The following is a 20,903-nucleotide window of genomic DNA, read 5'->3' as shown; positions in this document are numbered from 1 at the left end:
TATTTACTGATAAACAACCCACTAGCAAATTGCTACTTGCTACAAAAGGCTGTTTTATATGTTATAATTTTCTTAGCTCTACTCTTCTATTTTTAGCTTTTCCACTGTCTGTAGTATTATCTCCTACAGGTTTTGTTTGGCCAAATCCTTCACTTTTTAGACGGGCTTCACTAATACCTTCTTCTACAATAGCCATTAGTACAGCTTGTGCTCTGTTTTTAGATAATTTTAGGTTAGAAGCCGCATCGCCTACATTGTCTGTGTGGCCTTCTATACTAATTTTTAAGTCCAAATTAGATTTCATCATCTTAGATATTTCACTAATAATTTCATAAGAGTCTGCTTTAATTCTAGATTTTCCAGTATCAAAATTAATATGTAATGTAGCAATACCTTTATCTGTAATTTCTTTAAAAATTTGGTCTGCTGTAACTTTTTCTATGGTTTGTACAAACGCTTTATTTTCTACAACCGAAATGGTTTTGGAGTTAGACGATACTTGAAAAGCTATTTTTTTATCTTCGGTTTTAAGCACATAAAAGCGTACAGGATGGTTTACCACATCTGCTCCATAAAACTCATGCATATGTTTGTAAATAGCATTAGGGTTATCGCCCCATTTTTTAGTTAACTCTGACGGTATTTGCCCTTCAAAAATTAAATTTGCTCCAATAGATTTTAAATATTCAGAAACACTTTTATCAAACAAATATTGTTGCCATTCTTTATCGCCTTCCATTTTTATTTGCATACGCTCTACTCTACCGTCTAGTACAAAAAACGTATTACCATCAAAAAACTCAAGCTTATCAAATTCAAAAGATTCAGACCCATCTTTGTCTACAATCATCCCTTTTGGTGGTGTAATGTACGGGTACGCACCTATATCTACTGTAGATGGGGTTACGGTGTCCCAAGTAAATTCTTTTTGGGTAGTTGTAGCTTCAGTTGTTTCATTTTTATTTAAAGCAGGAGCCTCTTTTTCTTTAGATTCTTGTGGCTGTTTAACCTCTGATTCTTTATTATTTTTACAAGAAAAAAAAGCGAATACCACAACCAAAATTCCAAGTTTAAGTATATTTTTCATAATTAATTATTTGATGTTTTTTATAGTTAAAAAATTAATAATAAAGTGTTTATACTTTTATAAAACTAAATTAAGAATAAAATCTAAATAATAAATTAATGTTATAATACTATATGGTTAATAATTAAAACAGGGCTAACACAACCAAAAACTGCACAAAAAAATGCTAATAAAAATGAGTTGTATACTAATTTTTAACTGTAGCAATAACCTTATCTAAAATACTTTTCATAACCTCCATTTCTTTTTTATCTACAGAAAAACAATCTAACTTTTCTACCAGTTTCTGAGGAATTTCTAAGGCCTTTTGGTGTGCGTCTTTCCCTTTTTTTGTTAATGAAATAATTACCATTCTTTCATCGGTTTTAGACCTATTTCTTTGTAAGTAACCATTTGTTTCCATTCTTTTTAATAATGGCGTAAGCGTGTTGGTTTCTAACAGTAATTTTTCTGAAATATCTTTAACAGGAATTTCATTATTCTCCCAAAGCACCAACAAAACTAAGTACTGAGGATAGGTAATATTTAGCTCATCTAACAAAGGTTTGTATTGTTGTATAAGCAGCCTAGATACAGAATACAGAGGAAAACAAATTTGGTTTTCTAATTTAAGTGGATTGTAATTTTCTTCCAAAAGCATATATTTAGAGCTATTATTTTTTAAATTTTTGCTTTAAAAAACCCAATGCGCCTGTAGACCATAATGCCCAAAGTATTAATACAGGCTGAAAAAATAGTCTAATTAACCTTTTGTTATCTGTATTAAGCCCAAAAGAGTCTATTTGGTTTACGTACTGGTTTATATTACCGGGAAAAATTAACACAAAAAATATAGCCAAAGCAATACCTGTTTTTACTTTAAGCTTGCGGCCAACAATCATTAAAACACCCAAAACAATTTCTACCACACCAGATGCAAGCACTACAAAATCCATAGTTTCTGTTTTAGAAGATAACCAGGTTGGCACTTGTGCTAAAAACTCTGTTCTTAAAAAGGTTAAATGCCCTACTCCTGCGTAAAGCATAAAAGAGCCTAATAATACCCTAAAAATATTTTGTATACTGCTTGTATTTGCTTTTGTTGTATTCATATCGTAAAAGTTTTAATCGTGAACGATACAAATATATAAATAAAATATAATTTAAGCGGTTTATTATAGATGCAAAAAAAGCCGAACAATGTAAAAATCTAATTAAGTGCGAGTTACAACTACCTTTTTTAACTAAAAAACTAAGCTCTAGTTTTTAGTAGTACAAATTGATATGTGTAGTTTTGTTTAATTTTCCCAAACAGAATAAGCTAAAACTTCCCATTTTCCATTTTTTTTATAAAAATCTTGAAGTAGAAAATCCGAGAAATGGTTTTAGAAACGCCATTTAGACGGCAATAATTTGAAAATACCCCTGTCATATTCGTTCCAATAGTATAATTTTCCTCCATTCCAAAATACATCAATGACTTCTCCCTTTTTAAAGGACACATTATGTCCTTTTCCATATTCCAATCTTTCCACTACATATTCATTGTCCTCGAATTCAATTTTTACATATGGGTAATATCTGCTAACGATATCATCAACCGGGTAATTATGCTCTAGTTGATACCTAATTACTTTAGCTTTTATTTTCTTTGAAATTGATCTGGACTTTATATGGTTGATTTTTAGTTTTGTTAATGCCATTAGATAGACAAAAACCACTACAATAATTAATAATATTCCACTCCAAATTCCCATATTAAATACAACTATTTATATTTTTAAAGCTATTGAAGATTACGTGTTTAAGCAACTAAATTAACAAATAAAAACCGAATAGAAAATCTGCGAGGATTTTTGTAAGTATGCTTGCACTAGCAATGAATTATGTACGGTGTTGTAAAACGTTATTTTGTTTTTTATACCTTGTTAGCCACTGGGCTTTTCCTCGCTTAGTTCAAAATATTTCTCTAAAGTATTGAAAGTAAATAGAGATTTAACGAATATTTCTTCCAAAACTTTGGCGTAATTATCACTTTCAATTCCGAAGTATTTAATAGCTTTTTTACAATCCTTATTCGATTCACTAAATGTGTGAGCAATTAATCCCGACCTCAAATTTTGTAGATTTCTTAGAAACTCAAACATATCAGGTATATTAATTCCTTTTGATTCCAAAAATTTCTCAAACTTCCCGATTCCTCTAACTTTTGAATCTAAGTTTAATCCTTTTGCTAATTCTTTTTCGTTTAATCTGTCAATAGTAAGTTTTACAATGGTCAAAGTTTGCTCACAAAATGCTTTGACATTATTAGATGTTATTTTATGTAATGCTGTAAATAAATATTCATCTGTTTTTGATAAAGGTTTATATAATTCCCAACCAAACTTGTCTGCCCATTTTTTGTTGAAGCTTTTGTATTTTGATTTAAATAATAAATCAGCTGTTTCAGGCTGCTCCGCCCATTGACCCTCAATCATTGTTTTATAATAAGTTCGGCTGATATTCATTCCTTCTTTTGGCGGAATATTATATTGTTTCCAATGAAGTTGTTCCAATTCCGGAAGCATTCTCAAATTGGTAAGAAATACTGGAATATACTCATCTACGTTATTATCTATTTTTAATCTAAAAAACTTCGAACCAACGCTAAATCCATCAACTTGATATTTGTTTGGTTCATTGTAATATTTGTTTAAAACTTCTTTTTTGAAGTAGGTTACTTTAAAATGATTTCCGTCTGTTTCTCCACAGTCTTCATAAATTAATTCTCCTTCATCATCAATACCAATGATGAAGCTTTCGTTTTTTGATTCTCCAAAGTCAAAATGCGATTTCTTTACTTCATTCGGTTTAATGAATACTTTTCCCATTACCCAACTTTGAGTTTTGTTGGATACATTTCTAATTAAGTGACTATAAATAAAATCGGTTTCCTTAATTAGTTCATCCTTGTGTTTGATATTCCAATCTGTAGGGATTTTTTTGAGTAATCTCATAAAATCGTAAGAAACAACGAAGTTCATATCCCTCATTGTGATATATTCCCTCAAATACTTGATTTTAACTTTAATCAATTTTGGTTCGATAGTTAGCACTTCGTCCAATTCTCCATAGTCGCTTACATAATAAAATGTGCGATTTTGTTTGTCATTTCCTTTTTCATAAAGTCGAAAATAGAGAACAAACTCTTCAGCAACATCTATATATTTTATTGATGTCTCTTGTAAGGAAAAACTTTTGTAAAGTAAAAAAGGCTCTAAACCTTCTTCGTCATTGGACTTATATGTGTTATCTCCATAAACAGATGGTTTCCCTTCACTTCCCATTTGAAATGGCCAATTGTAGTCTTTACTGTATTTCTCAACTTTGTCGTTTGATATTAAACAGCAGTATATTCCAGCAGAATCGTCAAAATCTTTAGAGTCGTCTTCGTATATTTTCAACCAACCGTTCTTGATTAAGAATTTAGATTCAATTTCCTTTTTTTTATCCTCTAAAAGGAAATAGTCTTTTTCCATTTTTTTATTAGTTCAGATTGGTTTTTGCCTTGTGGCTAACGGCTCAGTGTATGAAACGTAGCGTGTAAAATGATACTACATTTTGGGTTTAGCACAGAGCAGAATTTTTATATTTTTTTTTAATTTTTCTCTATTTAAAAGCAAAGATAGACCATTTCGCTATCGCGTAATATTCTATTTAGCGGACTTTATATATATAGAAAAACCTTTCGGTTTAGCACTTATTAGCTATGTTTTATACACCTTTTTTTAGTTAGTTTATTTTCCATCGTATCGTTGTGTAACTTGAGGGTCATAAAGAGGACATTCATATTTAACCATCACTTCAATTATTCGATTCATATCTTCTCCTTCCATTCCGTAACAGTCAAATCGAACAAATTGTTTTGTATTAAATATTTGAAATGCACCTTTTCCTACGGGATTTTCAAAATCAATATTACTATCTTCCATTTTCCAAGTAATGAATTCATCCTGAATATCTTTTAGAATTAATTCAATCGGTAAATCTTCTAGACCTTCTACTATCTGTTCATCTGAGCATTTTTCATAAGTCTCTTGATTATCTAAATAGATATCTTTTTTATATTTCCAAAAATCTAAATCGTAACTCATTTCAGCTTGTCTTAATTAACTACAACGGTCTTGTGTATGAAACGTAGCGTGTAAAAAGACACTACCTTTTCGGATAAACACAGAGTCGAATTTTTATATTTTGTTTTTAATTTTTCTCATTTTAAAAGCCAAATTAAAAATTTGGCGGACATTCTAAATATACACAAACCTTTCGGTTTAGCCTTTATTAGCTATGTTTTATACACCTTGTTACCATTAGTTTTTATTCGTTCCGATTACGGTATTATAAAATCCTTCATATCCTTTTCCATATTCGCCTTGTGTTTCTATAATACCCTTGAGATATATTCGGTCAGCATTTAAGTCAGTTTCATAAAAAAATCCACCGTTATTCAATTTAAGAGTATCGGGGTTGTAGAGTTTTTTTGGATTATAAGAAGAACTATCAACAAAAATTACATTCGTTTTCTTATTAATGTTATAACCTACGAATACTATTTCGCCACTCACTTTAGAATTCAGTTCATATGTATTCTTATAACTTGGAATATCTCTTATTGTAATGCTGTCAAACACATATTTTGTATTAATATCTGCTACAATTTTCCGTAAACTATCATTTTCGGATTTCAAATATTCCAATTTAGCGGTTGTGCTTTCGTTTTGATTTTTATCAGTACAACTAAGTATCGAAAATATCAGAAAGACTATTATTATCGCTTTGGTCATTTTTTTCTAATTAATGGTAACTACAAATAAACTCTAATTATGGCGTTTATTACGTCAATATGGCTGTATAAACGCATGTATTATGTTTACCGTTGTTATTTTTTCTCACAATTTATAATTATTTTTTTATTGTAATTATGTAAATGTATAATTGCCCTAAAATAGTTTACCAATGGTATATTTTTAATGGTAATGTGCTGCAAAACAAAAAAGCAACACTAAAAATAGTGCTGCTCTTTTTAAAAGAGAGGTTCTTTTGGGGAACAGTCTCGTCTCTTACAATTACAATTTAAAACCAACTAATTAAATTTACTAATTTTCCTACAAGTTACAATCTAAATTTATATCTTAACTAAACATATGTATGGTTGTAGCAAAATACTTTACCAATGGTATGTTTTTAGTGGTAAATGGCACAAAATGCTTTATTTACAAAAAAAGCAACACTAAAAATAGTATTGCTTTTTACATATATATAGGGCTGTTTTGGGGAACAGTTTAACTGTTGTAATTTTCTTTGGGTATGTTTTTAAAAAACTCTGCAGCATTTAAATTACCCGTTGGACCATAACCTATTAAGGCTGTGCCTTTATTGTTGTCTTCTGTTTTTATAACGTATAGTATAGACATATCAGACGGGTTACTCATACCCTCATACCTGTGTTCTTCTACCACAAAAACTTGTTGTGGCGTGTATTTGGTTTTCTCTGCAACGTCTACCAATTTGCCATCTACCACGCTAAAGTTACTGGTGTAACCTTGGCTTTGGTATTTTTCTATGTTATCTCTTTCGTTTTTTGCATATTCATTACTCATAGTTTGTGTGTGTTTTTGTGATTAAAAAATAGGCAGATGCTTATTTAAAAATTTTTTTAATTACTAGTAGTGCTCCGTATTTACGGGCTAATTTATAAGCCCAGCCAAACCAGTTGTAAGGTTTTAAGTCTTCTGCAACTTGGTGTTTTTGTGCTTTTAGCTCTTCTACTAGTATTTGCCTTTCTAAACTAAGCCTTTTCAAATCTAGCTCTATTTGCTTAAATGATGTGTATTGCATAGTTTGTGGTTTAATCAAAATATGTTTTAGACATATTTTTAATTAATATTTTATCTATAAATGTTCTTCTACCATATACCAACAAGCCCAACAGTATAAAAATACCTCCTACTGCCAAATACCCTAATGGTATATTATTAAACAAGTCTCCTAAAGCCAATGCAGCGCCAATTGCCATAAACAAAAATGCTAACAATAGTAGGCCTCCTATAATAACTGTTTTTACCACGTAGGATGATGTACTTGTTAACTGCTGAAAAACTTTTAACTGGTAGTATTTTTTAGATACTTCTACGTATTGTTTTCCGGCCGCTGCGGCTTCTGTTGCCGTTTTGTCTATGGAGTTAATTACACTCATTTATGACTTTTGTAATTTTTTGTTTTTAGCCTTTAACTCTTTTAATTTACCTTCTAATTGGTTAATTACATCGTCTGCTTTATAGCTAGCATCAGATACTAAGTTTTCAATTTTAGTGTCCAAAGTTTCTTTATTAGTTGCTACTGTTGCAGCTACTGTGTTTCTTAAGTCTAATGCGCTTTCTGCAATAGTCTCTTTTGTTGCTACAGCTTCGTCTACCAATTTTCTTCTGGTATTAATTCCTTTGTCTGGCGCAAACAAAATTCCTAATGTTGCTCCTACTGCGGTTCCTGCTAATACTCCTAATAATGTGTTACTGTTATTGCTCATAATTTTTATATTTTATTTGTTTGTTTTACAAATTTCAGAAAACTTTAGGCGTTACATTGCCGCAAATGATATTATCCTTAACTCATTTACCATAAAGCATTTGCGTTAGTTTTATTTTTTTTTGCGATACTATTTTGTTTGCCATTCTTGTATACTTGTACACACACACTAAAAACTATAACAATGAAAAGAGATTTAAAACAAGGAGAAGAAGATATTAAGTTTATGAAAGAAGAAGACAAAAAAACTAGCAACTACTTATTTCAGAACAATACCATTACTATAGTGGCATTTGTAATTGTAATTGCAGCATTAATATTATTGTCTATTGCTGTTTTTAGCACAGGAACAGAATTGTAATGTTTTTTTTATTAGACTGACAATTATCATATTATAGTTGGGTTTTAGCCAATATCTTTACGGTATAAAACATAAATACACCAACAAAAAATGAAATTATCTATAATATTATCTAATTTAAACAATGGTAAAATAATGATTGCCATTTTTGCACTAGTATGTATTGTACTAGTAGCAATAGTTGTAGGTTTTTTAATGAATAGTACTAAAAAAAAAGAATAATACGTGGTTAATGGTTAGTTGTAATAATTGATTACATGTTTGGTTGAAATGAAAAAGCAGGTTTTTAAAACCTGCTTTTTTTTATGTTTATATTTTAAATGTTACTACGGGTATGGTGGCGTGGTTGGCAACATCTTCTCCTATGCTACCCATAAAAAAGTGAGATAAGCCTTTTCTGCCGTGTGTAGATATGGCTATTAAATCTGCATTTGTTGTATTGCTATAATTTAAAATTCCTTTTTCTACAGTATAGTCGTTATAAATTTCTACTTCTATACCGGCATTGGTTTTAGATATAAACTGTGCTATTCTGGTATAGGCATCTTCTGTGCTTAAAAAATTATCACCTGGTGTATTTATGTACACGTAGTTTATTTTGGCTCCTAAAAGGTTGGCAAAACTTTTTACTTTATGAAAAGCTGGTATGTTGTCTTCATTAAAACTAGACGCAAAAACTATAGAGTTTACTGTAAAATCTTCAATATCGTCTTTAATTACCAAAACTGGCACTGTTGCATTACGTACTACACGCTCTGTATTGCTACCTATAAAAATTTCTTCTAAACCATCTACACCGTGGGAGCCCATAACAATTAAGTCTGCTTTGTGCTCTTCTGCAACCTCATTAACCTCACTAAATACTTTGTAGTGTTTTATTATTGGTGTTACTGTTATATCTTTTAAAAATGGTTTGTCTAAAAATTCTGAGAATCTTTTTTCTGTAAGTTTTAATAAAAATACAACTTGCTCTTGTGGTAATCCTTCAGAAGAAATCATTACTGCATTTAGCTCTAACATATGCAAAACTACAAGCTCTGCGTTTTGCTTACTAGCTAAAGATGCAGCAACTTTTAATGCTTTATTAGATTGATCTGAAAAATCTACAGGTACTATTATTTTTTTCATGCGTAAAATTTAAAGTTTATAATTAAATTGTCATTGAAAATAGTCTTGTCTGCGGTGTTTTTTGATGTAGTAACACATCAAAAGCCATACATATATTTCTAATAAAAGGCCTGCCTTTATCTAATACAGTTAGCTTTGTAGAAGAAATTTCTATAAGACCATCATTCTTCATTTCTTGTAACTTGTCTAAAGTTTCGCTTAGTTGTGCAAATTCTTCATTTTTGTTACTCCAAGAAGTTTCTAACCTACACATCAAATTTAAAATATGTTTTCTAATTACAACATCTTCTTGTGTTAAAATGTGTCCTCTATAAATAGGAATTATATTATTAAATACTAAATGATTGTATTCTTCTAAACTTTTAACATTTTGCGCAAAACTATACCAACTATCACTAATACTAGAAACACCTAAACCTATCATTACTTGTGTTTTAGATGGTGTATACCCCATAAAATTTCTATGTAAATTATTAGTTACCATAGACTGGTATAAACTATCATTCTCTAGGGCAAAATGATCCATACCAATTTCTTTATAACCTACTTTTTCTAGTAAGGCTTTTCCTTTTTGATATTGCTCTCTTTTTTGTGTTGCAGTTGGTAAATCTTCATCTTTATAACCACGTTGCCCATTACCTTTTAACCACGGTACGTGTGCGTAACTGTAAAAAGCCAACCTATCTGGCAGCAATTCTTTTGTTTTTAAAATGGTTTCTTCTACGTGTTCTAAAGTTTGGTGTGGTAATCCAAAAATAATATCGTGCCCAACAGAGGTATACCCTATTTCCCGTGCCCATTGTGTTACGTTTTTTACGTTACTAAAAGGCTGTACTCTGTTTATGGCTTTTTGCACAGTACTGTTATAATCTTGCACGCCATAACTTACACGTCTAAAACCTACATTGTATAGTGCTTGTAAATGTTCTTTAGTAGTGTTGTTTGGGTGGCCTTCAAAACTAAACTCGTAATCTGCTGCGCGTTCTGCTTTTCTAAAAATACCATTTATAAGTGCCTGTAAGTTTTCTGGCGTAAAAAATGTTGGTGTGCCACCACCCAAATGCAACTCTTTAACAATTGGTTTTTCTGGTAACATATTGCAATACAATTGCCACTCTTTTAATACTGCTTGTATATAAGGTGTTTCTACTTCATGCCTTTTGGTAATGCGTTTATGGCAACCACAAAACGTACAAAGACTTTCGCAAAAAGGTAAGTGTATGTACAAACTTATGCCTTCTGTAGCATTACTTTCTTTAAAAGATTTAATTAAGGTACGCTCCCACTCCTTACCAGAGAACGTGTTAATATTCCAATACGGAACGGTTGGGTAACTTGTATAACGTGGACCTGGAATATTGTATTTCTGAACTAAATTGCACATTTGTATAGCGTATTTTTAAGGTAAAAATACAGGCTATTTTATGCTATAACTATGACAAATGTCATACTACCAAAAAAATACAATTTAGGCTTTATGCCAAACTATGCACGTTGGGGTATTTATGTCTTTTATTTGGTGTGATAGGGTTAACGTACCTGCATCTTTATTTCTTTTAAAGACACTTACATCATTAGAGCTTTGGCCTGCAACCAGCAACCAATCTTCAGACGGAGACAAGTTAAAATCTCTTGGTGTTATACTATTTGCATCTACACGCTCTACCAATGTTAATTCTCCCGTTTTTTTATCTACCTTAAAAACTATAATTTGACTAGTGGTTCTTTCTGATGCGTATAAAAATTTTCCGTTATCACTTATTCTAATGGCTGCCGCACCTGGCAGACCTGTAAACGATTCTGGTAACAATTTTATGGTTTGCAACAAACTACTGTCTTTAGTTGTAAATACACTTACAGTACCAAACATCTCGGTTAACACATACACAAACTCTTTTTTAGGATGAAAAACACAATGCCTTGCTCCGCTACCGGCAGCTACTTTAAAATTTAAATTAGCCCTGTTCATAAAACCAGTATTGCTACCTTTTTCATAGGTTTTAACAGCATCTAAACCTAGGTCTGTTACATACATTCTGTTTTTATTGTACAAGCACATATGTGCGTGCGGCCCTTCTTGTCTGCCTGGGTTTACTCCTTTACCGGTATGTTGTAAAATTTGAGCATTTTGCACAAAACCGTTTTTCTGTATGGCATACACCTCAGCATTTCCTGTACCATAATTGGCAACAGCAACTTCTTTACCATTTGGTGATATGGCTATGTGGCAAGGGTATGCGCCGTGTATGTATTTTTCATCTATAAATGTATAACTACCATTACCGTTGTGTTTAAATACTTTTAGTTTTGGTGTATCTTCATAAGCAATTTCTTCAATAACATACAAACAATTGTTTTTATCATTATACGCAAAATAGCTTGGGTTTTTAAGCGGTAAATGTCCTATTTCTGTAGTAGTACCAGTGTTTTCATTCCATTTTAAAATGTAAATACCTTTACTTTTCCCAATTAGGGTTTCAGACATTTTTTGGGTGTAACCACCAACCAATACAATCATAATTTAAATGCTAGTTATTTAAAACACAAATTACAAATAAAAGAATAACATTACTTTATATGCTACTTTAAATTTACAACAGTATTTGTAAAACCTGTATAATAGAGTTTTTAATAAAAAAAAAGGCTAAAACAAGCTGGTAAGTACCAAACTGTTTTAACCTTTTGTAATTTATATTATACAGTTACTATAAAGTAGATGGACAAACATATTTTGTTATATTCATATCTGCTTTACGCATAGCTGCAAAACCACCTGCTATGTCTACCAAATTATGAATTCCTCTACTTTTTAAGATTGATGCAGCTATTACAGATCTGTAACCACCAGCACAGTGTATATAAAAAGTTTCTTCTTTAGGAAACTCTGCTAAATGGTTGTTTAGCATACTTAATGGCGTACTTGTAACATCTACTAAATGCTCTGACTGGTACTCGCCTACTTTACGAACATCAAAAACAGGTGCATTTTTTTCTATTATTTCTTTTTTTGCTTCGGTAGCAGAAATAGAACGTAAACTATCTACTTCTTTACCCGCAGCTTTCCAGGCATCTATACCACCTTTTAAATAACCAATAGTATTATCAAAACCAACACGAGATAAACGTGTAATTGCTTCCTTTTCTAGTCCCTCTGGTACAACCAAAACAATAGGTTGCTTAACATCTGCTATTAAAGCACCAACCCAAGGAGCAAAACTACCGTTAAGACCAATAAAAATAGACCTTGGTATGTGTTCTTTTACATATTCATTTTGATGCCTAACATCTAAAACAATTGCATTAGTTTCATTTGCTACAACCTCTAACTCTTCTGGTGATAGTGGTCTTGTACCTCTTTCCTGCACAACAGCTATATCATCATACCCCTCTTTATTCATTTTTACATTAAGCGGAAAGTATTTTGGAGGTGGTGCTAAACCATCTGTAACCTCTTTTATAAATTCTTCCTTAGTCATATCTGCACGTAGGGCGTAATTCATTCTCTTTTGGTTGCCTAATGAGTCTACGGTTTCTTTCATCATATTTTTACCACAAGCCGACCCTGCACCGTGAGCTGGGTACACAATAACATCATCTGCTAATGGCATAATTTTGTTACGTAAACTATCAAACAAAAAACCTGCTAAATCTTTTTCTGTAATTTCACCAGCTTTTTGGGCTAAATCTGGTCTTCCCACATCTCCTAAAAACAATGTATCACCAGAAAAAATAGCGTGGTCTTTACCGTTTTCATCACGTAGTAAATACGTTGTACTCTCCATAGTGTGTCCTGGTGTGTGCAATACAACTATAGTTACATTACCTACTTTAAACTCTTGTAAGTCTTCTGCTATAAGGGCATCAAAACCAGTATTTGCATTTGGTCCAAAAACTATTGGTGCACCAGTAGCTTTAGATAACGAAAGGTGTCCGCTAACAAAGTCTGCATGAAAATGGGTTTCAAAAATATATTTTATTGTAGCATTATCTGCTGTTGCTCTTTTTATATAAGGATCTATTTCTCTTAACGGATCTATAATTGCCACCTCTCCATTACTCTCTATATAGTAGGCACCTTGTGCTAAACATCCTGTATAAATCTGTTCTATATTCATAGTCTATTTCAATTTTGTAAACGCGTAAAACTACGTTAATTATTTTTTTTAGTTACTGATATTTATCAGTTAAAGTTTTTTTGATGTGCAACCTTGGCTCTTAGTATAGATATTTCTTTAGGCTCATCAAAATACGTTACTGCTTCAGATGTTTTTACAAACAAAAACTCTCTGTGCAACTCCGTTATAATTCCGCTTGTAAAAATAATGTCTCTTGCAGGGCCAATTGCACCAGCAACATAAAACTGTATATTTTTTTCGTGAATTTCTTTTATTACTTTTTCTAGCATTTGTGCTGCACTAGAGTCTATATAATTTATAGCTTCGGCATTTAATATTACACCTTTTAAAGCGGCTCCTTTTTTATGTATGTGTTTGTACAATTCTGTTTTAAAATAGCTTGCATTACCAAAGTACAATTGTGCATCAAACCTAACAATTAATAAATCTTCTCTGGTAATTACTTCTGTACCAAACCTACTTACATTTTTGTAATAATCTGTTCCCTCTACATTACCTAAAACCGCAAAATGTGGTTTAGATGTTCTGTAGACCATTAGTAATAATGAAAATAAAACGCCTACCAAAATACCTTCTTTAATACCTATAAAAACCGTACAAATAAATGTTGCTAACAATACTAAAAACTCGTCTTTACGGTGTTTCCATAGTTCTTTGGGGTAAGCTACGTCTATTAAACCAAATACAGATACCATAATTATAGATGCCAATACTGCTTTAGGTAGATAGAAAAATAATGGTGTTAAAAATAATAACACCACCACTACCATTATTACACTAAAAAGTGATGCTAAATTTGTTTTTGCTCCTGCCTCATAATTTATAGCAGACCTAGAAAAACTTGCAGTAACCGGAAAAGATTTAAAAAAAGAACCTACCATATTTGCAGATCCAATAGCTATTAACTCCTGGTTTGGATTTATAGTTTCTTCTCCTGTTTTTTCTTCTAGAGCTTTACCTATAGATATTGCCTCTAAATACCCAACTAAAGCCAAAGTAATGGCAATTGGCCAAATATCTAATATGTTTTTTATATTTATGTTAGGTACACCAAATGAAGGTAAACCATCTGGAATTGCACCTACTATTTTTACGCCGTATTGCTCTAATTTTAAAAAGTAAACAGCCAAAATACCCAATACAACTACAAATAAAATAGACGGTATTTTTTTATTTATTTTTTTTACTACCACAATTATAAGTATACCAACCATACCAATAGCAAAGTCGTACATATTGGTTTCTGCTACTTTTGCAAATACATTTTTTATTAGCGTTACAAATTTGCTACTGCCCTCTATATTTGCACCTAGTAAATGTTTAAGCTGACTAAACATAATTATTATTGCTGCACCAGATGTAAAACCACTAATTACAGGTTTAGACATAAAGTTTACTAAAAAACCCATTCTAAAAAGTCCTAGCAGAAACTGAGTAGCACCAACCAAAAAAGCAAGTACAATTGCCATTGCAATATAATCTTCTGTGGTGGTAAGTGACAAAGCTCCTAAACCGGCTGCAACCAATAAAGAATCCATAGCAACGGGCCCAACAGCCAACTGCCTAGATGTTCCTAAAAAAACATACATTAAGGTAGGAAACAAGGCTGCATACAAACCATATACAGGTGGTAAACCAGCTATCATAGCATATGCCATACCTTGCGGAATTAAAATAATACCCACCGTAAAACCAGCAAGTAAATCTTTTATAAAATCTCCTTTTTTATAGGTTTTAAGCCAAGTAAGTATTGGAAAAAAATTATGCATTAGGCAAATTTACAGTTATTGTTTTATAGTATAAATATGATATTAAAAAAAGGGTGACAAATTAGAAGGTGTTAAAAACACTTTATATTCTGCTGGCAAGTTACCTAAATGGCTAAACCCTTTAAATAATTTGTTTTGTGCAACATCATAAGGATAAAATGTAATAGGCTCTATACATAACATAGTGTCTACCTCTGTCCATAACATTAACTCTTTAAAACCTTGGGTTTTTATAGTAATAGTATTTGTATTTTGTAGTTCTGCCTTAGTAACATCTCTTAAAGGATAAGCCACACTACCTGCAGCTTTTATATCTTGTACACTAGTTTTAATATTTTCTCCGTAACTAATTTGCGTAGTAATACTTTCTGTTTTAAAAGCTGGATGATACCCTAACATATACGGCATACCTTCTTCTGCTGTAATTGTAAATGTAATTTTTAAACCAGTGTTGGTAAGTTGGTATTTTTTTTCAAATTGAAAATCATATGGCCAGTACAATTCACTTACGGTAGATTTATTTGGATATTTAGAATTGGTTACTTTGGTATTGGCCTTATACTCCTTTTTAAAAATTGCTGTATTAGTACTATTTTCTACCAGTGTATATGCTAACTCTCTTAATAAACCATGTTGGTCTTGAACAGCATCTCCTTTGGGCGTCTGTACTTTAAAATTTGCTTCTGCAGTAGGCCCAATTATAGGAAACATTTCTGTATCTGTATTACGCCATCCCGGATCTCCCTTTTGGTGTATAAATTCTACATCGTTAACAATGTAATTTACCAGTTCACCTTTATCAATCTTAACGGTTTGGTTTGCTAATTTAAGTGTTATCATGCTAAACAAATTATAGCACACAAGTTACTATTTTATATCAAAATAGACTTTATCTTCTTCTGTAATTTGTCTTTTTACAACACAAGGATTACCTACTGCAATAACATTACTAGGTATATTTTTGGTTATTACACTACCAGAACCAATAACACTGTTATCTCCTATAGTTACACCTGGATTTATAACCACGTTGCCACCAATCCAAACATTATTACCTATAGTTATTGGCAAAGCGTGCTCATAATGTTTGTTTCTAATAGTATGGTGTATAGGATGTGTTGCAGTATATATTGCAACATTAGGACCCAACATTACGTTGTCTCCTATGGCAACTTTAGCACAATCTAATATAGTAAGGTTATAATTAGCAAAAAAGTTAGCGCCAAGTTCTATATTATAACCATAATCACACCTAAAAGGCGGCTCTATATAGAACCGCTTAGGTGTTTTTCCTAAAAGCAAAATTAGGTCTTGCTTTTGTTCTTTTAGTTGTGTGGGTCTGCGAGAGTTAAAATTAAAAACAATATCTTTTGCTTTTAAGCGCTCTGCTGCTAATTGTTTGTTATAAGGAGAATACGGCTTACCAGAAAGCATTTTATCTTTTTCACTCTGCATAGGCACTACTATTTATTCTATAAAGTTTTGCTCCCTCATCCAATCATCATTAAACATTTTACCAACATACCTACTTCCGTGGTCATGAAAAAGTACTACTACAACATCATCTTTTGTAAAATGTTCTTTTAATTGTAACACACCTTTAATGGCTGCACCTGCACTATTGCCTAAAAACATACCTTCTTCTTTAGCCAAGCGTTGTGTGTAAACAGCAGCATCTTTATCGGTTACTTTTGTAAAACCATCAATAATACTAAAGTCTACATTTTTAGGTAAAATATCTTCACCAATACCTTCTGTTATGTACGGGTAAATCTCATTTTCATCAAACTCACCAGTCTCATGATATTTTTTAAATACAGAACCATAGGTATCTACACCCCAAACTTTTACATTAGGATTTTTAGATTTTAAGTATTTACCAACACCAGATATAGTACCACCAGTACCAACACCAACAACAAAATGTGTTATTTTACCTTCTGTTTGCTCCCAAATTTCTGGACCCGTACTTAAAAAGTGTGCTTTTGCGTTAGACGGATTGTCATATTGATTTACATACCATGAATTTGGTATTTCTTCTCCCAAACGTTTAGAAACAGAGTAATATGAGCGTGGATCCTCTGGCTCTACCGCTGTAGGGCAAACAACAACCTCTGCACCTACTGCTTTTAAAATATCTACCTTTTCTTTAGACTGTTTGTCTGCCATTACAAAAATACATTTGTATCCTTTTATAATAGCTGCCAATGCCAGGCCCATTCCTGTATTACCAGAAGTACCTTCTATAATAGTTCCGCCTGGTTTAAGCCTTCCGTCTGCCTCTGCATCTTCAATCATCTGTAAAGCCATACGGTCTTTTACAGAATTCCCAGGATTAAAAGTTTCGTATTTAGACAATACCAAACAAGGTAATTCTTCTGTTAGTTTATTTAATTTAACTAGCGGTGTGTTACCAATAGTCTCTAAAATATTCTCTGCGTAATTCATTTAAATAATTTCTATTTACCTGCAAAGATAAATTAATGATATAGAAAAATAACTAAACCCGAGGTTATTGTTAGATTATGTAAGTTGTTAGCCTACTCAAACTTAATAGATTTAACTGGGCTAATTCTAGTAATTATGTAAGATGGTAATAACAACATAAGTAAACAAAGTAACATTACACCTATGTTTAGTAGTAATACAGTTACAACATTAATATGTACAGGTATATACTCTATATAATATTCTTTTGGGTCTGCAAAAGTTAAAAACTTAAATTTACTCTGCAGCCATAGCAGTCCCAAACCAATTAAGTTACCCCAAAATAAACCAATTGCAATTAAATAAACTGCATTGTATAAAAACACTTTACGCACACTCCAATTTGCTGCGCCAAGAGCTTTTAAAATACCTATCATTTGTGTGCGCTCTAAAATTAAAACCAACAGAGCAGTTATCATATTAATACCGCCAACAATTATCATAATACCAATAATAAGTGCCACATTAAAATCAAACAAACCTATCCACTCAAAAATACTACGGTACTTATCTTTTATATTGCTAGAGTCTAATGTAGAAACTGTAGCTCCGTATATTTCTTTACTTTTAGCATCTATAGCATCAAAACTATTTAAAAAGACCTCAAAACTACCCACTTGGTTTTTATCCCATTTGTTTATACGCTGTATGTGGCGTATATCTACAAAAACATAAGTACCATCAAATTCTTCAAAACCACTATCATACAAACCAACAATAGTGAAGTTTCTTCGGTTTGGTGTTTGTGAAGGATTATTATCTTTTAAAAAGAAGGTAGAAAACTTGTCTCCTACTTTTAGTTGTAACCTATTAGCAATTAATGAAGAAATTAACACTTCTTCATTTAATTTATCTTTATAATTAGGTAGTTTACCAGCAACCAAGTACTCTTTAAAAACATCCCAATTATAATCTTTTCCAACTCCCTTTGCTATAATACCTTCAAAAGTATCATCCGTAATAATTATTCCGCCTTTATTTGCAATTGCTTGTATATGCGTTATACCACTAACAGATGTAAATTCTGGATAAAATTTTTGATGTATAGATACGGGAACAACAGACACATCTGAGGTGTTATTGTCGTAATTAAAAATTTGAATATGCCCATTAAAAGCAGCTACTTTTTCTCTTACTTTCTCTTTTAGTCCGTCTCCTGTAGCAATAGCAAAAAGCATCATAATTACGCTCAATGCAATTGCTACAATAGCAATTTTTATTATTGGCGCAGATATACTACTTTTATTCTCTTTACCTTTAATTAGGCGTTTAGTAATAAAAAATTCTAAGTTCAATTTATGGCAATTTTATCCGGTTTCAAAAGTACAGTTTTATTATGGTTTTTAATACTATCTGCTTGTGGAAACGCCCCAAAAGCTAATTTTACAGCAAAAGTAGAAGAAAAAATAGAAGTTAGTACTCCCAAAAAAATTGTTGTAGCTGCTAATAAAACAAATAGCTATTTATCGTTATTAAAGGGTAAAAGAGTTGCTATTGTTGCCAACCAAACTAGTGTTATTTTTAAAACGGACAGCACGTATACTCATCTGGTAGACTCACTACAGACATTAAAAGTAGACATTAAAAAAGTATTTGCCCCAGAACACGGTTTTAGAGGCAAGGTTGATGCTGGTGAACACGTAAAAGATGGTGTAGATACTAAAACAGGTTTGCCCTTAATATCTTTATACGGTAAAAATAGAAAGCCAAATAATACACAATTAAAAGATATTGATGTGGTGCTTTTTGATATACAAGATGTTGGCGTACGCTTTTATACCTATATAGCAACCTTGCAATTGGTTATGGAAGCTTGCGCAGAAAACAATATTAAAGTTGTTGTGCTAGACAGACCAAACCCAAACGGGCATTATGTAGACGGCCCAACAATGGAAACAGAACATAAAGGTTTTTTAGGAATGACAAATATTCCTTTAGTATACGGAATGACAATTGCAGAATATGCAACAATGATAAATGAAGAGGGTTGGTTAAATGGCGATAAAAAAACAGATTTAACCGTAATAAAACTTGACAATTACGAGCATACTAGTGATTACATTTTACCTATTAGACCTTCTCCAAACCTGCCAAACAATACTGCAATTACACTTTACCCTAGTTTAGGTTTGTTTGAAGGTATGAACATTAACGCTGGCCGTGGTACAGAGTTTCAGTTTCAGCGTTATGGAGCTCCTTTTTTAGACAGTACAAAATATGGTTTTACTTATACTCCGCAACCAAATTTTGGATCTAAAAACCCAAAACACAAAGGAAAACTATGTTATGGTAATGACTTGTCTAAATCTGAAAGAATGAACAGTATGACATTAAAATGGATTATAGATGCTTATGAAAATAGCACCGATAAAAGCAACGTATTTTTAACAAACGGATTTACAAAACACGCTGGTACAGATAAATTACAAAAACAAATAGAATCTGGTATGTCTGAAACAGAAATTAAAAAAACTTGGCAACCAGCTATTGAAGAATTTAAAAAGATAAGAGCTAAATACCTTTTGTACAACTAAGTATTAGTTGTAGGTTTCCTATATTTATGAAAGGGTTGCTTTAGCAGCCCTTTTATACTTGCATTCTCTACCTCATCTGGAAAAGTATCTACACCATATACAATACTATCACGATCTAATTTCATAAATGTACCAAACAACCTATCCCAAACTGAAAAAATGTTGCCGTAATTAGAGTCGGTATAAGGCAAAACATAATGATGATGTACTTTGTGCATATCTGGAGATACTAAAAAATAACTAATAAAAGCATCTACCTTTTTAGGTAGTTTAATGTTTGCGTGTCCAAATTGTGTAGCAACTAATGATAAAGATTGATATAACATTACAACACCCATTGGTGCACCAACAATAAAAACACCTGCTAAAGTAAACATAAAACGTATTACGCTCTCTAACGGGTGGTGCCTGTTTGCTGTAGTAGTATCTACATTATGGTCTGTATGGTGAACCAAATGTACCATCCACAACGGTTTTACTTTATGCTCTGTAAAATGTGCTAGGTAAGCGCCAAAAAAATCTAGTAACATTACACCTATTGTAACATACAACCATAAAGGCATTTGTGGTAACCAATTTATAATACCAAAGTTATTTACAACAGTCCAATCACTTGTTTTAAGTAATAAAAATGCTAGTAAAAAATTTATTACAACAGTAGTAAACGTAAAAAATATATTAGGCAATGCGTGTCGCCATTTTTTGTACGTAAATCGTTGTAGCGGTAAAACACCCTCTAAAAGCCAAAAAAATGTTATACCACCAACTAAAATTAGGCTGCGGTGAGCAGATGGTATGTTTTCAAAATACGTAACTATACTTTCCATCTTCTAAATATAAAAAAAACCGTTAACT

The 20,903-nt window shown here is 31.8% G+C and carries 24 protein-coding genes; 3 read left to right on the top strand and 21 right to left on the bottom strand.

Annotated elements, in window-relative coordinates:
* Positions 1-61: 61 nt before the first annotated feature.
* The 11 genes from PBN93_RS11020 to PBN93_RS10970 all read right to left on the bottom strand — a co-directional run bounded on the left by PBN93_RS11020 (position 62) and on the right by PBN93_RS10970 (position 7,634).
* A complete protein-coding gene (locus tag PBN93_RS11020) occupies positions 62-1,087 on the bottom strand; it encodes an OmpA family protein (protein ID WP_271080640.1) in 1,026 nt (341 codons plus the stop codon).
* A 187-nt stretch (positions 1,088-1,274) separates the two neighbouring features.
* Positions 1,275-1,727, bottom strand: coding sequence for a MarR family winged helix-turn-helix transcriptional regulator (locus PBN93_RS11015; protein ID WP_077406609.1), 453 nt, complete (start codon positions 1,725-1,727; stop codon positions 1,275-1,277).
* A 13-nt stretch (positions 1,728-1,740) separates the two neighbouring features.
* Positions 1,741-2,178 carry a DoxX family protein gene (locus PBN93_RS11010; RefSeq protein ID WP_271080639.1) on the bottom strand — a complete coding sequence of 146 codons (438 nt, stop codon included), beginning with the start codon at positions 2,176-2,178 and terminating at the stop codon, positions 1,741-1,743.
* A gap of 273 nt (positions 2,179-2,451) precedes the next feature.
* Positions 2,452-2,823: a hypothetical protein gene (locus PBN93_RS11005; protein ID WP_271080638.1), complete on the bottom strand. Its 372-nt coding sequence runs from the start codon at positions 2,821-2,823 to the stop codon at positions 2,452-2,454.
* A gap of 171 nt (positions 2,824-2,994) precedes the next feature.
* Positions 2,995-4,587 carry a hypothetical protein gene (locus tag PBN93_RS11000; protein WP_271080637.1) on the bottom strand — a complete coding sequence of 531 codons (1,593 nt, stop codon included), beginning with the start codon at positions 4,585-4,587 and terminating at the stop codon, positions 2,995-2,997.
* Positions 4,588-4,845: 258 nt separating this feature from the next.
* On the bottom strand, positions 4,846-5,202 hold the full coding sequence (locus tag PBN93_RS10995; protein ID WP_271080636.1) for a hypothetical protein: 357 nt from the start codon (positions 5,200-5,202) through the stop codon (positions 4,846-4,848).
* A 216-nt stretch (positions 5,203-5,418) separates the two neighbouring features.
* Positions 5,419-5,892: a hypothetical protein gene (locus PBN93_RS10990; protein WP_271080635.1), complete on the bottom strand. Its 474-nt coding sequence runs from the start codon at positions 5,890-5,892 to the stop codon at positions 5,419-5,421.
* A gap of 498 nt (positions 5,893-6,390) precedes the next feature.
* Positions 6,391-6,708 (bottom strand): hypothetical protein, encoded by a 318-nt coding sequence (locus PBN93_RS10985; protein WP_077406625.1) that lies wholly within the window; start codon positions 6,706-6,708, stop codon positions 6,391-6,393.
* Between the two features lie 40 nt (positions 6,709-6,748).
* Entirely contained in the window at positions 6,749-6,946 is a 198-nt protein-coding gene (locus PBN93_RS10980; protein WP_245799649.1) for a hypothetical protein, read from the bottom strand.
* Positions 6,947-6,956: 10 nt separating this feature from the next.
* Positions 6,957-7,304: a hypothetical protein gene (locus PBN93_RS10975; protein ID WP_271080634.1), complete on the bottom strand. Its 348-nt coding sequence runs from the start codon at positions 7,302-7,304 to the stop codon at positions 6,957-6,959.
* Entirely contained in the window at positions 7,305-7,634 is a 330-nt protein-coding gene (locus PBN93_RS10970; RefSeq protein ID WP_271080633.1) for a YtxH domain-containing protein, read from the bottom strand.
* Positions 7,635-7,817: 183 nt separating this feature from the next.
* Here PBN93_RS10970 and PBN93_RS10965 point away from each other — a divergent pair, with 183 nt between their 5' ends.
* Positions 7,818-7,994: a hypothetical protein gene (locus PBN93_RS10965; protein WP_171974524.1), complete on the top strand. Its 177-nt coding sequence runs from the start codon at positions 7,818-7,820 to the stop codon at positions 7,992-7,994.
* A 90-nt stretch (positions 7,995-8,084) separates the two neighbouring features.
* Positions 8,085-8,216, top strand: coding sequence for a hypothetical protein (locus PBN93_RS10960; protein ID WP_262487738.1), 132 nt, complete (start codon positions 8,085-8,087; stop codon positions 8,214-8,216).
* A gap of 87 nt (positions 8,217-8,303) precedes the next feature.
* Here the strand turns inward: PBN93_RS10960 and PBN93_RS10955 are convergent, their stop codons facing one another.
* The 9 genes from PBN93_RS10955 to PBN93_RS10915 all read right to left on the bottom strand — a co-directional run bounded on the left by PBN93_RS10955 (position 8,304) and on the right by PBN93_RS10915 (position 18,809).
* The gene (locus PBN93_RS10955; RefSeq protein WP_077406637.1) at positions 8,304-9,122 is read right to left on the bottom strand and encodes a universal stress protein; all 819 of its coding nucleotides are present in this window, start codon (positions 9,120-9,122) and stop codon (positions 8,304-8,306) included.
* A 22-nt stretch (positions 9,123-9,144) separates the two neighbouring features.
* A complete protein-coding gene (gene hemN, locus PBN93_RS10950) occupies positions 9,145-10,506 on the bottom strand; it encodes an oxygen-independent coproporphyrinogen III oxidase (RefSeq protein ID WP_271080632.1) in 1,362 nt (453 codons plus the stop codon).
* A gap of 84 nt (positions 10,507-10,590) precedes the next feature.
* Positions 10,591-11,640, bottom strand: a complete 1,050-nt coding sequence (locus PBN93_RS10945; protein WP_271080631.1) for a lactonase family protein — start codon at positions 11,638-11,640, stop codon at positions 10,591-10,593.
* A 187-nt stretch (positions 11,641-11,827) separates the two neighbouring features.
* A complete protein-coding gene (locus PBN93_RS10940; protein WP_271080630.1) occupies positions 11,828-13,237 on the bottom strand; it encodes an MBL fold metallo-hydrolase in 1,410 nt (469 codons plus the stop codon).
* Positions 13,238-13,302: 65 nt separating this feature from the next.
* Entirely contained in the window at positions 13,303-15,027 is a 1,725-nt protein-coding gene (locus PBN93_RS10935) for a SulP family inorganic anion transporter (protein ID WP_271080629.1), read from the bottom strand.
* A gap of 42 nt (positions 15,028-15,069) precedes the next feature.
* A complete protein-coding gene (locus PBN93_RS10930) occupies positions 15,070-15,867 on the bottom strand; it encodes an aldose epimerase family protein (protein WP_271080628.1) in 798 nt (265 codons plus the stop codon).
* Between the two features lie 27 nt (positions 15,868-15,894).
* Positions 15,895-16,482 carry a sugar O-acetyltransferase gene (locus tag PBN93_RS10925; protein WP_271080627.1) on the bottom strand — a complete coding sequence of 196 codons (588 nt, stop codon included), beginning with the start codon at positions 16,480-16,482 and terminating at the stop codon, positions 15,895-15,897.
* A 12-nt stretch (positions 16,483-16,494) separates the two neighbouring features.
* Complete coding sequence (locus tag PBN93_RS10920) at positions 16,495-17,475, bottom strand: PLP-dependent cysteine synthase family protein (protein ID WP_013621769.1); 981 nt, start codon at positions 17,473-17,475, stop codon at positions 16,495-16,497.
* Between the two features lie 92 nt (positions 17,476-17,567).
* Positions 17,568-18,809, bottom strand: a complete 1,242-nt coding sequence (locus PBN93_RS10915) for an ABC transporter permease (RefSeq protein ID WP_077406657.1) — start codon at positions 18,807-18,809, stop codon at positions 17,568-17,570.
* Between the two features lie 3 nt (positions 18,810-18,812).
* Between PBN93_RS10915 and PBN93_RS10910 the strand changes: the two genes are divergently transcribed.
* On the top strand, positions 18,813-20,048 hold the full coding sequence (locus PBN93_RS10910) for an exo-beta-N-acetylmuramidase NamZ family protein (protein ID WP_271080626.1): 1,236 nt from the start codon (positions 18,813-18,815) through the stop codon (positions 20,046-20,048).
* Here the strand turns inward: PBN93_RS10910 and PBN93_RS10905 are convergent.
* Positions 20,045-20,875, bottom strand: coding sequence for a sterol desaturase family protein (locus PBN93_RS10905; protein WP_271080625.1), 831 nt, complete (start codon positions 20,873-20,875; stop codon positions 20,045-20,047). The two genes, PBN93_RS10910 and PBN93_RS10905, sit on opposite strands and share 4 nt — an antisense overlap.
* Positions 20,876-20,903 lie beyond the last annotated feature (28 nt).

The sequence above is a fragment of the Cellulophaga omnivescoria genome, from assembly GCF_027915275.1.
Classification (GTDB): domain Bacteria; phylum Bacteroidota; class Bacteroidia; order Flavobacteriales; family Flavobacteriaceae; genus Cellulophaga; species Cellulophaga omnivescoria.
This window is presented reverse-complemented; position numbering and strand designations above follow the sequence as displayed.

Bases quoted from the DNA above. Each gene is read 5' to 3' on its own strand.
- PBN93_RS11020 (WP_271080640.1), bottom strand. From the start codon at position 1,087: ATGAAAAATATACTTAAACTTGGAATTTTGGTTGTGGTATTCGCTTTT.
- PBN93_RS11015 (WP_077406609.1), bottom strand. From the start codon at position 1,727: ATGCTTTTGGAAGAAAATTACAATCCACTTAAATTAGAAAACCAAATT.
- PBN93_RS11010 (WP_271080639.1), bottom strand. From the start codon at position 2,178: ATGAATACAACAAAAGCAAATACAAGCAGTATACAAAATATTTTTAGG.
- PBN93_RS11005 (WP_271080638.1), bottom strand. From the start codon at position 2,823: ATGGGAATTTGGAGTGGAATATTATTAATTATTGTAGTGGTTTTTGTC.
- PBN93_RS11000 (WP_271080637.1), bottom strand. From the start codon at position 4,587: ATGGAAAAAGACTATTTCCTTTTAGAGGATAAAAAAAAGGAAATTGAA.
- PBN93_RS10995 (WP_271080636.1), bottom strand. From the start codon at position 5,202: ATGAGTTACGATTTAGATTTTTGGAAATATAAAAAAGATATCTATTTA.
- PBN93_RS10990 (WP_271080635.1), bottom strand. From the start codon at position 5,892: ATGACCAAAGCGATAATAATAGTCTTTCTGATATTTTCGATACTTAGT.
- PBN93_RS10985 (WP_077406625.1), bottom strand. From the start codon at position 6,708: ATGAGTAATGAATATGCAAAAAACGAAAGAGATAACATAGAAAAATAC.
- PBN93_RS10980 (WP_245799649.1), bottom strand. From the start codon at position 6,946: ATGCAATACACATCATTTAAGCAAATAGAGCTAGATTTGAAAAGGCTT.
- PBN93_RS10975 (WP_271080634.1), bottom strand. From the start codon at position 7,304: ATGAGTGTAATTAACTCCATAGACAAAACGGCAACAGAAGCCGCAGCG.
- PBN93_RS10970 (WP_271080633.1), bottom strand. From the start codon at position 7,634: ATGAGCAATAACAGTAACACATTATTAGGAGTATTAGCAGGAACCGCA.
- PBN93_RS10965 (WP_171974524.1), top strand. From the start codon at position 7,818: ATGAAAAGAGATTTAAAACAAGGAGAAGAAGATATTAAGTTTATGAAA.
- PBN93_RS10960 (WP_262487738.1), top strand. From the start codon at position 8,085: ATGAAATTATCTATAATATTATCTAATTTAAACAATGGTAAAATAATG.
- PBN93_RS10955 (WP_077406637.1), bottom strand. From the start codon at position 9,122: ATGAAAAAAATAATAGTACCTGTAGATTTTTCAGATCAATCTAATAAA.
- hemN (WP_271080632.1), bottom strand. From the start codon at position 10,506: ATGTGCAATTTAGTTCAGAAATACAATATTCCAGGTCCACGTTATACA.
- PBN93_RS10945 (WP_271080631.1), bottom strand. From the start codon at position 11,640: ATGATTGTATTGGTTGGTGGTTACACCCAAAAAATGTCTGAAACCCTA.
- PBN93_RS10940 (WP_271080630.1), bottom strand. From the start codon at position 13,237: ATGAATATAGAACAGATTTATACAGGATGTTTAGCACAAGGTGCCTAC.
- PBN93_RS10935 (WP_271080629.1), bottom strand. From the start codon at position 15,027: ATGCATAATTTTTTTCCAATACTTACTTGGCTTAAAACCTATAAAAAA.
- PBN93_RS10930 (WP_271080628.1), bottom strand. From the start codon at position 15,867: ATGATAACACTTAAATTAGCAAACCAAACCGTTAAGATTGATAAAGGT.
- PBN93_RS10925 (WP_271080627.1), bottom strand. From the start codon at position 16,482: ATGCAGAGTGAAAAAGATAAAATGCTTTCTGGTAAGCCGTATTCTCCT.
- PBN93_RS10920 (WP_013621769.1), bottom strand. From the start codon at position 17,475: ATGAATTACGCAGAGAATATTTTAGAGACTATTGGTAACACACCGCTA.
- PBN93_RS10910 (WP_271080626.1), top strand. From the start codon at position 18,813: ATGGCAATTTTATCCGGTTTCAAAAGTACAGTTTTATTATGGTTTTTA.
- PBN93_RS10905 (WP_271080625.1), bottom strand. From the start codon at position 20,875: ATGGAAAGTATAGTTACGTATTTTGAAAACATACCATCTGCTCACCGC.